Below are 13,416 nucleotides of genomic sequence, written 5' to 3'. Positions count from 1 at the left end.
GCTTTCATGTTGCGCTTTCAATGTAAAACAGAGAAGAGGCTTGAACAATCCCAATATTTAACGAACCATACGACAAACCGCCAAAGTTTGAAGAACGGCTCTTAAAAGCAGCTCTTCCTTTGGCGGTTTTCCAATGGCATCCTTATTACAGCCTTTATAACGTTTCAATCACAATTAATTCAAGCTGGCCATCCAGCCTATACCGTTTCCCGGCTTCCAACCGCAACTTCACCTGTCTGTCGCCGCATTTAACGACTGTCTCCAGATCGGAATAAGCCGTTATAACCGCTTCCGCCAAGCGGCCATCCTTCCAGGAAGCAGCGGCTTCAGCATTGCCTTTCGCCCGCAGTCCCCGGTATGAACCATCGGACCAGTCCGCCGGAAGAGCAGGCAGCAGATGAATGGAGCCCGCATGGCTTTGAAGCAGCATGTCGGCAATAGCAGCGGTTCCGCCAAAGTTGCCGTCAATAACGAAAATATTCGTCTCTGCCCCGGCAACGCCAGGCTTGGAATACGAGAGCAGATTATCGAAGCAAAGCTCTCCGATCAAATGCCGGACATGCTTTACCGCCTGATTGCCGTCATGCAGCCTGGAGAAGCCCAAGGCAAACAACGCGGCCGTAAATTCAATATCCTCCAGCTCATCAACCAGCATTCGTCCGAGCAGCGTTTGCCTCATAGCCCCTGCGAGCTCCGGCGTCCCGCCGGGCGTAATCAGGTTCCCCGGATATACCCCGTACATGTGGGAGAAATGCCGGTGCTGCGGCTGCGCCTCCTCATAGTCCTCCAGCCATTCCTGCAGCTGGCCGCGCTTGCCAATCTGAAGCGGCGGAAGCAGCTCAATTGCCGCACTAAGCCGTTGTTGCAGCTCCTCATCGGTTGCGAGCAGCTCTGCCGATTCCAACACGAAGACGAATAAATCACGGACCAGCATCTGATCCATCGTTGAGCCCATGGAGAGCTGCTGCTCGCCTTGCTCGGAAGGACCCGGATAGAAGCTGTTCTCCGGAGAAGTTGACGGGCCTGTTACCAGCCAGCCGTACTGCGGATGAATCGTCATATAATCCAGGAAGAACAGCGCGGCTTCCTTCATAACCGGATAAGCCTGACGGGATAGGAATTCGCGGTCCAAGCTATATTCGTAATGCTCCTTCAAATGAGTCGCAATCCATAACCCGCCCGTTACGTTCAGCCCCCAAGACCTTCCCCAGCCCGGAGCGGCGAAGCCCCATGCGTTCGAGAATACATGCGCCACCCAGCCCTCGCAGCCATAGAAATCTTCCGCCGCCGAGCGGCCTGCCTCAGCGAGCTGCTCGATATAATTCATGAGCGGAACATGGCAATCCGCAAGATTGCTGACTTCTGTCGGGTAATAATTCATCTCCGTATTAACGTCCAGATGGTAGTCGCAGCTCCACGCCATTGCGTTCGCTTCGCCATCGTTCCATATCCCCTGAAGGTGGAGCGGCAGACGGGAATCTTCCCGCGAGCCCGCAATCGTTAAATACCGCCCGTATTGATAAAACAACGCGATTAGCCCATTGTCCTCCGCTTCTCCCGCTCGCAATCGGCGGACGCGCTCGTCCGTCGGCAGAGCGGCAAAGACGTCCGAGCCGCCAAGGTCAAGGCTCACCCGGCCAAACAGCGCCTGATAATCAGCAATATGATCCCGCAGTAACCGTTCAAAGCCTTTCGCCTCTGCCGACTCCAGCTGTGCCGTGCACTCGGCCTTCCAACCGTCATCCTTGCGGCCATAGTCGGTCGCCGCCGCGAAATAAAGAACGACCTCGTCGGCCTCCTCGATGACTATCGCATCAGCCTCTCCGTACACTTGGCCGCCCGTTACCGCAGCCTTCAGTCCGCCCTCGCTCCAGACTCCGCAGGTTCCATCGCTATGGATGGTCTCCGTCGCCTGCGTACGGAAAGCCAGCTTATCCTGCCCTTCCAGCCAGGCGTCAAACGTATTTGTTCTTCCCTGTATACGAAGGGTTAAAGATACGCTTCCACCCTTGTCGCCTTTTATCCGGGAGACCAGCACGCCGTCCGCATGTGTCGCAAAGGTTTCTCGTTGCATTTTAACTCCGGTACTGCTTCTATATGTTACGGTCCCAACCGCATTCTCGAGATCCAGTTCCCGGACCAGTTCATTGCCGTCATCCCTATAACTGATCAGAACATCGCATAAGGACAGGTTGGTGCCAAAATTGCCTTTCTCGGGTTCCAGCTGCTCGGCTGCCAGCCTGTCGCCAAGCACATAATCCCCGTTAAAAAAAGCTTCCCTCATTACGGCCAGCTTCTCTTTCGGATCTGCGGACCCTCCAAAGCGCTCCGGCTTGCCCGACCAGAAGGTTACCTCCGTCATATTCCAGATTTCGCTATCGATGCCGCCGTGCAGCACGGCGCCTAGCTGCCCGTTGCCAAGCGGAAGCCCTTGCTTCCAGCTTGCAGCCGGCTGTGTATAGGTCATTTTCAACGTTATCATCCTCTCCCAGTTGGCTAATCGTCCGCTCTTGCGGTGAAAGCCCTTTCGCAATTTCCGCCATTATTGTAACATTGATAGCAATAGACGTATTTGCCCGCCAGTCCAATCAGTTGACGAATCCTCCGTTAACTTCCCGGCAGGGTCGTACCTGAGCGCAAGCTGGAAGGGCTGCAAAGGCAGGGAAAGCGATGAGAACAATAAATGAACTGCAACCTTATGTCGGTGATTCGATGCGTTACCTGTATGTAGGGGGATGGAACGAGAAGCTGCGCGTCAGCAATGTGTATGCGTTCCATTTGTTTGTCGACGGGCCGGGAGAAATGGAGGTGAACGGGAAGCTGTATCCCATCGAGCGGCGGACTCTGATCTTTCTGCGTCCGGGGGAGCCTCATGCCTTCCACATTAGAAAAGGACAGCCGTTGTCTTCTTATAATCTGTATTGCGATATGTGGGAGGGTACTCCCGGTACCTATAACCGGGTATTCATCCATGCGCCGGAGCCGTTTGAGCTGGATTCCACATCCCTTGTAGAGCCGTGCCCGGAGCTGGACTCGCTGCCGAGCCGCTTCTCTCTCCAGCCCTATCCGTGGCTGTACGATTCCTTCGTATCCATTGCAAGGCAATTCGAAGAATCCACGCATTATCGCAGCGAGCTGGTAAACAGTCTGCTGTATGCCTGGATGCTCAGCTGGTACAACGTTATTCATAGCCGTCAGCCAAGGGACTTCCGGATCGTCAAGCTGCTAACCCATTTGAACGAGCATCCGGAGACGCGGACCCCGGTAGAGGAATGGGCGGCAATGTGCGGCCTCAAACGTTCCTACTTCCATTCCCTCTTTCAGCGCGAGACCGGCTTTACGCCGCAAATGTACCGCCACCGTCTTCTGATGAAGCAGGCAGCCCAGCTTATCGTCGAAACGGATTATTCCGTCACTGCCATTGCCGAACGGCTCGGGTATACCTCGATTCATCCGTTTACCCGCCATTTCAGCGCTTATCATGGCGTAAGCCCGCGGGCTTACCGGTTACAGCCTTCTTCCGGCTCCGACCTCATCTAATCCTTTTTTGATTTGATTGCCCGTCACAATGCCCATATAATAGCCGGATTGGTCCGTAATACAAACAAAGAGGTTGTCCCCATAATGAGACAACCTCTTTTATCTTCACGCTTAAAACTAAGCGTTGATTTTCGCTTTTGCAACACCTGCAAGGGAGTTGAACGAGTTGATGTCGTTAACAGCCAGGTCAGCCAGGATTTTGCGGTTTACTTCGATGCCAGCCAGTTTCAGGCCGTACATGAATTTGTTGTAGGACAGACCGTTTTGACGAGCAGCCGCGTTAATACGAACGATCCACAGTCTGCGGAATTCGCGTTTGTTTTGGCGACGGTCGCGGTATGCGTAAAGAAGCGATTTACCAACTTGCTCCTTTGCTGTTTTAAACAGACGGTGTTTCGAACCGAAATAACCTTTTGCCAGTTTAAGAATTCTTTTACGACGACGAGCGCGGACAAAACCGCCTTTAACTCTTGCCATGAGTGGAAACCTCCCGTAGGTTGAATTGGATTAGCTTATTTAAACAATTGCTGCTATTTCAGGTTAGCGAGACCTTGTTGAATACGACGAACGTCGCCAGCTGCCATCAGTGGTTGGCCAGCAAGAACACGTTTTTGACGACCGGATTTGTGGGAAAGCAAGTGATTTCTGTACGCTTTGTAGCGTTTTACTTTACCAGTACCAGTAATTTTGAAGCGGTCTTTCAGACTGCTGTGTGTTTTCATTTTAGGCATGTCGATTATCCTCCCTTTATTTAAGTGTTGCTTTTTGGTGCCAAAATCATAATCATGCTCCGGCCTTCAAGCTTCGGTGCACGTTCTACGCTGCATATTTCGGCAACCTCTTGCGCCAGACGGTCCAGAATTTTCTGGCCGATCGACGCATGGGCAATTTCCCGTCCGCGGAAGCGTACGGAAGCTTTAACTTTATCGCCTTCGCCCAAGAACTTCACAACATTACGGTATTTTGTTTGATAGTCATGCTCGTCGATGTTGGCACGGAACCAAACTTCCTTCAGGTCGACGATCTTTTGATTCTTGCGTGCTTCTTTTTCTTTCTTCTGTTGCTCGTAACGGAATTTACCGTAATCCATAATCCGGCATACCGGCGGTTTAGCCGTCGGTGCTACATTCACCAGATCCAAGCTCAGGTCAATTGCCATCTGCAAAGCGTCACGGATCGATTTGATACCGATTTGCTCGCCGTCCGCGCCAACAAGTCGTACTTCTCTGGCCCGGATCTCATCGTTGATTTGATGTTCTCTGCTAATAACGTGCCACCTCCAAGATAGGATGTTTATGTGTGTGTACAAAATAAAAAATGCGGGTTCGCACGAACCCGCATTGTATAACCGTTGTTTATGGCCGCTCTCGCTGCCTTCGGATGAAAGCAACTCGTTAAGCTTAATCGATTATCGCGAACCAGCCGGCTGAACCGAAAGGTGAGAAGCGGGTGCTTCTGCTTGTGCAAATTATGTTTTCAAAAACGCTACCGACATACTATAACATAATGGATTTCTATGTGTCAACCCATTATATCGCATGTTGCTACAGCTGCTTGCTCTGCACGTCTTCGAGACGAATGACGCGGGTATGCTGCGTGTGGCTCCACTTCTTGTTGTTTTGCGTAAAGAACGCATGAACCGTAATCGGCCACCACGAGAGGGTGAACAACAGGAACGTCGGAATCCGCAGGTACAGCTGCCACGGCACCTTCGCCATATACATCGACAGCGGAATTTGGATAAATACATAAGCCATATACGGGACGCTCAGCCAGAACGGCAGCAGATTATAGACCGATTCTACGTTGTTGCCGCCAAAGAGAAGCACGTCTCCCCAGATAATCGCCGCGATAAAGAAGCCGGCCAAATAGTTGTATGCGTTAAATACGTACAGCGCAGCGTCGATCTTGGTCATGCTGCGATCTTTAATCCCCTGCCACAAGAGCGGCAGCATGTACTTGCGTGTAACGTCGAAATGTCCTTGCATCCAGCGCAGACGCTGACGAGCCGAGGCTTGGAACGTAATCGGCTTCTCGTCAAATACCTTCGCTTCGAAATTAAATTTCGGATAAATCCCCCGCTGAATACAGCGGACCGTAAACTCAAGGTCTTCCACAAGGCTGGTTGCGCCCCAGCCCATTTCCTGCAGGAGCTTGGCGTCAAAGCACATGCCCGTGCCTCCGAGGAAATTCGCAAGACCCAGATTCGTGCGCGGCAGCTGCCAAAGGCGGTTACAGAACCAGTAGTTGATCGCGTTCGCCGAGCTGATCCACGAGTCGTTCGGGTTTTTCGTATCCAGATAGCCCTGAATAACCTGGTGCCCATTAATCAAATCATTGTTCATGTACTGCAGGAAGTCCGTCGCTACCAGGTTGTCGGCATCAAAGATTGCTACGCCGTCGTAGCTTTTTGGCATTTTCCACAGCTCTTTCAGCATCCATTCCACGGCATAGCCTTTGCCCCGCTGGCTCTTGTTATTGCGAACGCAGGCATAAACGCCTTCATAGCTGTTCACAATATCGACGGTGCGGTCGGTACAGTTGTCGCAGATAACAAAGATGTCAAACAGCTCGCGAGGATATTTCAGCTTCAGCAAATTTTCGATAAGCGCCCCGACAACCTGTTCCTCGTTATGTGCCGCGACCAGCAAAGCAAATGTCTTTTGCGGCGGATGGGATAAATCTTCTTTCTTGCGGTGCCAGCCAAAACATGTCAAAAACAGTTGGTACAAGCCCAGCAATGCAAATACGATCTGGAACACTAGCATAATGGTATTGAACATTTTTCGGTACTGCCCCCTTGAGACCCCTTTTTAATTGCCCGTTCTGATCACCCTAAAGGCGTCGACAGGCTCTTTATCATAATTCTCTCTTGCGTCCGCGCCGCTTTGTTGTCTTTGTGTAAAAACGATTCGCTGGACCTTTTTGATTTTCCACACATTGATTATCTTTGTCAAAACCGTAAATTCACGCCATTATCGGTTATCCCGCCATTAAAACGCTTGCATGGCAAGCAGATGGTTCTATTACCTCCTTTTGCGCCCTATCGCCCTTATTTTCATCCATTTCCTGATTTTTTAGCCCTTACGTCCAATACATACGTGTATAGTTGATACAATGTTCCCGGTCCATTACTTCGCTTTGTGACGAATATGTGGCTGAACCGGTATCGAATAACGCTCAAAGCTGGAAGCCAACTTGTCGAAAATGGCATCCCAGGACTGCTTCTGGCTATAGATTCGGCCTTGCTCGGCAATGGCCGCGCGCAGCTCCGGATTGCTGTAGAGAAGCCCCATCGCATTCGCGAAAGACCGGGAATCCTCCGGATTGCATAACAAGCCCGTAACGCCGTGCTGAACAGAATCGGTCACGCCGCCTTTATCCGCGCAGATGACCGGCGCGCCGCAGGACATCGCCTCCAGCACAACATTGCCGAAGGTTTCGGTGGCCGACGGGAACAGGAACAAATCAGCGGATGCGTACCACTTCTGGAGATCCGGCATGGCTGTGAACCCGACAAAACGGGCATCGATTCCCTCGCGGCGGCAGCGTTCCTTCAGAGCATCGGACGAAGGGCCGTCTCCAGCTATGACAAAAACGGCTTCCTCCCCTATATTTTGCCGAAATTCAGCAAAAGCATCTAAGGCGGTATCGACATTTTTCTCGGGAGCCAGCCTTCCAACATACAGAACAACAAATCGATTGCTGTCGATGCCTTGCTTCGTCAGCCACTCCTCCCGGTTCACGGCCGGATGAAAGGCCTCCGTATCAATGCCTCGGCTCCAAATTTCAAGCCGGCCGGCATCCCAGCCTTTATCCTTCAAATCCTGGTAAGTGGAACGGGAAGGCACATAGATGGAGCGGCAGTCGTGGTGAAACCATTCCATATATCTCCATAACAGCTTTGCCATCCATTGCAAATTGTAAAACGGTAAATATTGATCAAAATGCGTATGATAGGATGCAACGAGCGGAATGCGGAGCTTGCGGGCATAATGAATGCCGCAAAGTCCAAGATTAAAGGGGGTAGCCACGTGGACAATCGTCGGGCGGAACTCATTAAGCGCCCTGCGGATATGAATCGGATTAGGCAGTGCCAGCCGGCACTCGGGATATAAGAAGAAGGGCAGGCTCGCGAAGCGTTCGACGGAGCTTGAGGCTTTGCCGCTTTGCTTGCCGGAAGCCGGATCTGGAGCGAGAACAAGCACTTCTGCGCCTTGCCGCTTCAAATAATCGGTCCAGCGGCCAAGGGTGCGTGCAACACCATTCACATCAGGTTCAAACGTGTCGGTAAAAAGCGCAACTCTCATCAAGAACGCCTCCTTCGGAATGAAACCTTGATCGGTCCCATTCTACAGGAGGTCTATTAGTGGAAGATCAACTGCATTTTAATAATCCGTTAAGCCTTTGAAATCGGCTGAAAACGGCGGTCTTCGTATAAACTTTAAACTTGTACAAGCTCATTTATTGAACCATAATAGTCTAATATCGTTTATAATGTGTGGGATTAACGCAAATCTTAGGCTAATGCTTACGAAGTAGAATTGTTCCACAGGAGGAAACGGATGAGAAGAATGATAGGGTGGTTACGAACCCGGGAATTGCAAATGATCCTATGGGCGAATCAGCGCCGTTCGCAAAGCAGGCTTCACCGGTGGCTTGGGGTATATCTAAGCACAGTGACGCATGTTGGGGGAGCGTCCTTTACACTCATCAGCTCTTTCCTTATTGCGATGTTTGCACCCAATCCCTGGAGCATGACGGGCTGGCAATGCTTTACCGCCGTATTCTTAAGCCATTTGCCTGTCTATGTCGTGAAACGGAAATTAAAAAGGCTTCGCCCTTATCAGGCGTTAAACGGGGTTAATACGGGGAAAAAGCCGCTGGTCGACTCTTCTTTCCCTTCCGGACATACAACAGCCGTCTTCGCATTCATCATTCCGATTATCAGTGCCAGCGGAGTATGGTTCCCGGTCATTATGCCGATCGCGGTCCTGCTAGCCCTGTCCGTAGCATGGTCGCGCATGTATCTTGGACTCCATTACCCATCCGATGTCACCGTTGGCGCGCTGATTGGCACGCTGACGGCGATGGCCGTAGAATACGGATGGACGCTTACATTCTTCTAGAATAGAGCTGGTCCGGCTCGTCAAAATCAAAAAATAGCGGTGCGGGGTTCTCCCTGCACCGCTATTTTTTCAACGCAATTGGCTTGCTTATTCAGCCGATTCGTCTTCGTCCTGCCCGGCAGCCTCAGCTTCCGCCTCTTCGCGGCGCGTGTTCTCCAGCTTGCTTTCGCGGTATTCGCGCAGCACGGATTCCCCGATAACCGCTTCAAGACGGAAGATCGGCTGGCCTTTTTCCATAAACTTCATCTCGTATTCGGTAAAAACAAGATCCTCGCGAGGACCGTTCTTATGAAGATTAAGCGAGATATTGCGAAGCTGCAGCTCCACTTCCGCAAAGCTGTTAAGCGAAAATTCGAAGAGAGATTCCGAGTCGGTCTTGAAATGAATCTCCCCGCGGTCGTTCAGCAGCTGGCCATACTTCCGCAGGAAGCGCGGATGCGTCAGGCGGCGGCGGGCATGCTTGCTTTTTGGCCATGGATCGCTGAAGTTCAGATAAATCCGCTCGATCTCTCCCGGCTCGAACATTTCTTCGATATGCTCGATATTTGCACGAAGCAGCGCCAGGTTAGGCGGCTCTTCTACTCCGCTCTCCTCCCAGATGTTGCGGGCTTTGTCGCTTGCGCGGCGGATCAGCTCGTCATACATGTCGACGCCGATATAGTTATTATCCGGGTTACGGAAGCTCATATTGCTGATAAAACGGCCTTTCCCCATGCCAAGCTCGACATGGATCGGCTTATCATTGCCGAAAAACTCGCGCCATTTGCCCTTGAGCGGCTTGGCGTCAAGCACGACTAATTCCGGCTGCGCCTCCAGCGACTCGCGGATTCCTTTTCTTCCTCTTAAACGCATCTTGTAATGGTCCTCCTACTAATTAAGCTAGTCCTTATTGTGCCCAAGATGAACGGCCTTGTAAAGATGTTCGTGAGAATGACGACAAAAAGAAAAAGCCTCGAACGATTCCGTGAATCGTCAAGGCTTAGGTTTGTAAGAAATTTTCTGCTGCCAAACGATTAAACAAGCAGCTGATAATCAATTGGACCTTCAGCTTGAACATCGCGGTAAGTATTCTCAATCACTTCATTAAGTTTCTTACGCGCAGATATTTCAATATGATGGTTATTGTGAAACCTTACTCCTGAAAGCGCCATCAATTCTTTCACTGTTAATTCAACCGTTACCTTCTCATCACCATGCGGAATTCTTGTTTGCCCGCTCATTGAGATCACCTCATCGATTTTTTTATTACAGCATTTCCAGTTTATCGACGTTTTATGACGATCGTTACGAATTAAGCATGTAAGGTTTTTTCATTGATTTGTCGCACTTTTAATATAACAGATCATGTTAGGTTTTGCAAGCCCAAATCTGGCAGCCGGCAAAATAATTTCCAGCTTATTTTATGGCCTGCGAGGCCCGTCAAAAGCGCTTCAATCCGGCATGGCAATTCCCCCTTCTTTCCGATAAAATGAAGGATGCCATTCTTTATCCGTATAAAAGGAGAACCGCATGAACGCAAATGCATCGCAATTGACGCCAGGGCAGCCCATGCTGTGGGGCGATAAACGATTTCATACATGGAACTACGAAATGCGCGAGCAGCTTGGCGGGAAAGTATTCAAGGTTACGCTTGATGCGGGCTTTACCTGTCCGAACCGTGACGGCTCGATCGCTAAGGGCGGCTGCACGTTCTGCAGCGCCCGCGGATCCGGCGATTTCGCGGGCAGCCGGCGGGACGATCTTGTGACGCAGTTTAACAAGATCAGGGACCGCCAGCATCAGAAATGGCCGGAAGCGAATTACATCGGCTACTTCCAGGCTTATACGAATACGTATGCTCCCGTGGAGGAACTGCGGGAATATTATGAGGTTATTTTGCAGCAGCCCGGCGTAGTTGGATTATCGATTGCAACAAGGCCGGACTGCCTGCCGGATGATGTTATCGATTATTTGGCGGAGCTGAACGAGCGGACGTATTTATGGGTCGAGATGGGACTGCAGACCGTGCACGAATCCACTTCCGAGCTCATTAACCGCGCCCATGATACGGCGTGTTATCTGGATGCGGTGCGCCGTCTTCGCGAGCGGGAAATCCGGGTATGCACGCATATCATTTACGGCCTGCCCCAGGAATCGCATGAGATGATGCTCGAGACTGGCCGCGCGGTTGCCGCGATGGATGTGCAGGGCATCAAAATCCACCTGCTCCACCTCATGCGCAAAACGCCAATGGTGAAGCAGTACGAAGCCGGGCTTTTGCGTTTCCTCGAGCTGGAGGAATACGTCAAGCTGATCGTAGACACGCTGGAGTTCCTGCCCCCGGAGATGATCATACACCGGCTCACCGGCGATGCTCCCAAAGAGCTTCTCATCGGACCGATGTGGAGCATGCAGAAATGGGTCGTCCTGAACGCCATCGATGCCGAGCTGAAACGGCGCAATACTTGGCAGGGCAAGCTATGGGGGGCGGTGTAAAATGGGATTCTTGTCGATCCTTAGCATGGCGCATCAATGGATCGCCGAACGCGTCCAGCCGGGCGACATCGTTATTGACGCAACCGCGGGCGGCGGCGTCGATACGCTGAAGCTCGCCGAGCTGGTCGGACCTCGGGGCACGGTGCACGCCTTCGACATTCAGCGGGACGCGCTGGACCGGACGCAGGAGCGGCTCCGCTCCCTGGAAGAGAGCGGCAGGCTGCCGCAGGTGCGGCTTCACCTGCGCAATCATGCGCAGATGGCGGAGGCTGTCGGCGCTTCCGCTGAAGGCAAGGTAGCAGCCGTCATGTTCAATCTCGGCTATCTGCCGGGGGGCGACGAGTCGGTCATTACCGTACCAACGACGACGGTCGCCGCCCTGGACGCGGCGCTGTCGCTGCTGCGCCGCGGGGGTATTGTCACTGTCGCGCTGTATCCGGGGCACCCGGGCGGCGCGGAGGAGGCGGCGATTGTCGCCGATTGGGCGGCGAAGCTGCCGGGGGCAATGCATGCGGCTGTGCTGTACCGCCAGCCGCAGCGGGACACCGCGCCGTATTTGATCGCGGTGGAGAAGAGATAGCTGCCCGGAGCTTGCCTGGCAGCTCCAAAAGGCGCGCTCGAAAGGCTGGATTAACCTTTCGGGCGCGTCTTTTATTTTGACAGCGGGGAAAGTGATTTAATCCCAACTAAAGCTTTGCCGTCCTTTACCCGGGATGGTCCTTTTCCATGCACGGCTGATCATCTTTTGCCCCACATAAGCGTCTTATCATGCGAAACAGCGGAGCTGCGAATTTGCGATGAGGCTTATTCCTGTCTTCGTCATGCTTGACATAAAACCCGGAGCGGATTGCCCGCTCGAGCTCTTCCTGGCGCATTTTGTACAGCAGCTCGGCAGTATGGCAATTATGGTAAGGCATAACACTCCCCCTTTTTTCGAGACTTTTTTATCTCCTAAATAAGGCGCTTCGTGATGTACGAAGCAACCCTTTCCCAAGTGTGCCGCGTAATCATGTTTACCGCCTCTCCTCGCTTTGAAATGACTTTCTGCTTCCATAGTAAGCGAGTTATAACGATAAGAATAATATATGTTTTTCACGTACTTATACATTTTATATATGTGTTCTGAATTAAGCTCCGCGTGGCCCTACAGTCACGATGATCATTTTCTTACGCCGAGCATCTTGCTACCCGGATTATTTTCTGATACGATCATACCAACTTATTAAAGACGTTTAATAAGTATCTATCGAGGAGCTGGATACAACCGTGAGTGATTTGCTCGCTACACCTAAAGACATGAAAAATGTGATCCTGCATGGCCTGCGTTCTGCCCTGCTGGCGCTTGGAAGCGCGACAAAAGCAGAGCTCAGCCAAAAGCTTGGCATCAGCTTCCCGACCATCAGCAAGTTTCTGAGCCTAATGGAGGAGGCCGGCGAGCTTCTGACCGTTGGGCTTGACGATTCAAGCGGCGGCAGAAGGGCGCAGCGTTATGCCTATAACCCCGAGTTTATGCTGGGGCTTGCGATCTTTTTCGAGAAAGCGGATTTAAGCTATACGATCTTCAATTGCACGGGAGAGATTAAGGAGCAGGGCTCGACCTCCAGTGCGTTAATTAACGAAGTCTCCAGTCTGACCATGCATATTGAGCAGCTCATTCAGACCTATCCCAAGGTCAGATCCATCGCCATCGGCGTGCCGGGCGCCGTAAATAACGGCAAACTTATTCATATTCCGGATTATCCGAACTTTCAGCATATCGATCTGAAGCGCCAACTGGAGGAGCAATTTGCCCTGCCGGTTGTAGTCGAGAACGACATGAATGCCGCCGTCCTTGGCTATTACAAGAATAGCGGTCATTCGAATAATCCGTCCCTTGTCTATTTGTATTTCGGGCAGAACGGTCCGGGTGCGGGCATCATGATCAACGGAGATGTCGTTCGGGGAAGCACCTTCTTCTCCGGCGAGGTCTCGTTTGTTCCCCAATACGATCAGCTCAACTTTCATCAAGCGATGAAGAGGCATGCCGGAGACAGCCGGCTTGATGCCATCAGCCGGCTTGTCGCGTCGTTCACGGCGATCATTAACCCGCATACGATTATTTTTAATAAAAGCGAGGTTACGGCAGCTATCCTTGAGCGGATAACAGAGCGCAGCGCCGATTATATCCCGAGGGAGCATCTCCCGCTTCTTACGGCAAGCGATCTGACCAAGGACTATATGAGCGGCCTGCAAAGTCTTGGGCTGGATCTTATGATCTCAACATGAATAAAAG

14 protein-coding genes are annotated in these 13,416 nt (G+C 51.8%); 5 read left to right on the top strand and 9 right to left on the bottom strand.

Annotated features, from left to right (window positions below):
- Nucleotides 1-154: 154 nt before the first annotated feature.
- The gene (locus M3194_RS16125) at nucleotides 155-2,467 is read right to left on the bottom strand and encodes a glycoside hydrolase family 95 protein (protein WP_311290984.1); all 2,313 of its coding nucleotides are present in this window, start codon (nucleotides 2,465-2,467) and stop codon (nucleotides 155-157) included.
- 203 nt (nucleotides 2,468-2,670) lie between these two features.
- Between M3194_RS16125 and M3194_RS16120 the strand changes: the two genes are divergently transcribed.
- Nucleotides 2,671-3,540 (top strand): helix-turn-helix domain-containing protein, encoded by an 870-nt coding sequence (locus tag M3194_RS16120; protein WP_251655088.1) that lies wholly within the window; start codon nucleotides 2,671-2,673, stop codon nucleotides 3,538-3,540.
- A gap of 117 nt (nucleotides 3,541-3,657) precedes the next feature.
- Here the strand turns inward: M3194_RS16120 and rplT are convergent, their stop codons facing one another.
- From rplT to M3194_RS16095, 5 genes are all read right to left on the bottom strand, one after another.
- A complete protein-coding gene (rplT, locus tag M3194_RS16115) occupies nucleotides 3,658-4,017 on the bottom strand; it encodes a 50S ribosomal protein L20 (protein WP_251655087.1) in 360 nt (119 codons plus the stop codon).
- Between the two features lie 53 nt (nucleotides 4,018-4,070).
- Nucleotides 4,071-4,271 carry a 50S ribosomal protein L35 gene (gene rpmI / locus M3194_RS16110; protein WP_015842912.1) on the bottom strand — a complete coding sequence of 67 codons (201 nt, stop codon included), beginning with the start codon at nucleotides 4,269-4,271 and terminating at the stop codon, nucleotides 4,071-4,073.
- Nucleotides 4,272-4,291: 20 nt separating this feature from the next.
- Nucleotides 4,292-4,849: a translation initiation factor IF-3 gene (gene infC, locus M3194_RS16105; RefSeq protein WP_251655086.1), complete on the bottom strand. Its 558-nt coding sequence runs from the start codon at nucleotides 4,847-4,849 to the stop codon at nucleotides 4,292-4,294.
- 235 nt (nucleotides 4,850-5,084) lie between these two features.
- Nucleotides 5,085-6,323 (bottom strand): glycosyltransferase family 2 protein, encoded by a 1,239-nt coding sequence (locus M3194_RS16100; RefSeq protein WP_251655085.1) that lies wholly within the window; start codon nucleotides 6,321-6,323, stop codon nucleotides 5,085-5,087.
- A 348-nt stretch (nucleotides 6,324-6,671) separates the two neighbouring features.
- On the bottom strand, nucleotides 6,672-7,850 hold the full coding sequence (locus M3194_RS16095) for a glycosyltransferase family 4 protein (RefSeq protein ID WP_251655084.1): 1,179 nt from the start codon (nucleotides 7,848-7,850) through the stop codon (nucleotides 6,672-6,674).
- A gap of 255 nt (nucleotides 7,851-8,105) precedes the next feature.
- Between M3194_RS16095 and M3194_RS16090 the strand changes: the two genes are divergently transcribed.
- A complete protein-coding gene (locus M3194_RS16090) occupies nucleotides 8,106-8,669 on the top strand; it encodes a phosphatase PAP2 family protein (RefSeq protein ID WP_251655083.1) in 564 nt (187 codons plus the stop codon).
- 87 nt (nucleotides 8,670-8,756) lie between these two features.
- Here M3194_RS16090 and trmB read toward each other — a convergent pair whose 3' ends face one another.
- Nucleotides 8,757-9,521 (bottom strand): tRNA (guanosine(46)-N7)-methyltransferase TrmB, encoded by a 765-nt coding sequence (trmB, locus tag M3194_RS16085; protein ID WP_251655082.1) that lies wholly within the window; start codon nucleotides 9,519-9,521, stop codon nucleotides 8,757-8,759.
- A gap of 161 nt (nucleotides 9,522-9,682) precedes the next feature.
- Nucleotides 9,683-9,889 carry a hypothetical protein gene (locus tag M3194_RS16080; RefSeq protein ID WP_251655081.1) on the bottom strand — a complete coding sequence of 69 codons (207 nt, stop codon included), beginning with the start codon at nucleotides 9,887-9,889 and terminating at the stop codon, nucleotides 9,683-9,685.
- 289 nt (nucleotides 9,890-10,178) lie between these two features.
- Here M3194_RS16080 and mnmL point away from each other — a divergent pair, with 289 nt between their 5' ends.
- Both mnmL and mnmM read left to right on the top strand, forming a co-directional pair.
- On the top strand, nucleotides 10,179-11,144 hold the full coding sequence (gene mnmL, locus M3194_RS16075) for a tRNA modification radical SAM protein MnmL/YtqA (RefSeq protein WP_251655080.1): 966 nt from the start codon (nucleotides 10,179-10,181) through the stop codon (nucleotides 11,142-11,144).
- A gap of 1 nt (nucleotide 11,145) precedes the next feature.
- The gene (gene mnmM / locus M3194_RS16070; protein WP_251655079.1) at nucleotides 11,146-11,724 is read left to right on the top strand and encodes a tRNA 5-(aminomethyl)-2-thiouridylate-methyltransferase MnmM; all 579 of its coding nucleotides are present in this window, start codon (nucleotides 11,146-11,148) and stop codon (nucleotides 11,722-11,724) included.
- Between the two features lie 124 nt (nucleotides 11,725-11,848).
- Here the strand turns inward: mnmM and M3194_RS16065 are convergent, their stop codons facing one another.
- Nucleotides 11,849-12,061, bottom strand: a complete 213-nt coding sequence (locus M3194_RS16065) for a hypothetical protein (RefSeq protein ID WP_251655078.1) — start codon at nucleotides 12,059-12,061, stop codon at nucleotides 11,849-11,851.
- Nucleotides 12,062-12,410: 349 nt separating this feature from the next.
- On the opposite strand from M3194_RS16065, the gene M3194_RS16060 reads away from it, so the two are divergent.
- Complete coding sequence (locus M3194_RS16060; protein WP_251655077.1) at nucleotides 12,411-13,409, top strand: ROK family transcriptional regulator; 999 nt, start codon at nucleotides 12,411-12,413, stop codon at nucleotides 13,407-13,409.
- Nucleotides 13,410-13,416: the final 7 nt, after the last annotated feature.

Origin of the sequence: Paenibacillus glycanilyticus, from assembly GCF_023715145.1 — a bacterium.
Lineage (GTDB): Bacteria > Bacillota > Bacilli > Paenibacillales > Paenibacillaceae > Pristimantibacillus > Pristimantibacillus glycanilyticus_A.
Note: the sequence above shows the minus strand (reverse complement) of the source record. Positions and strands in the feature narration are given on the sequence as shown.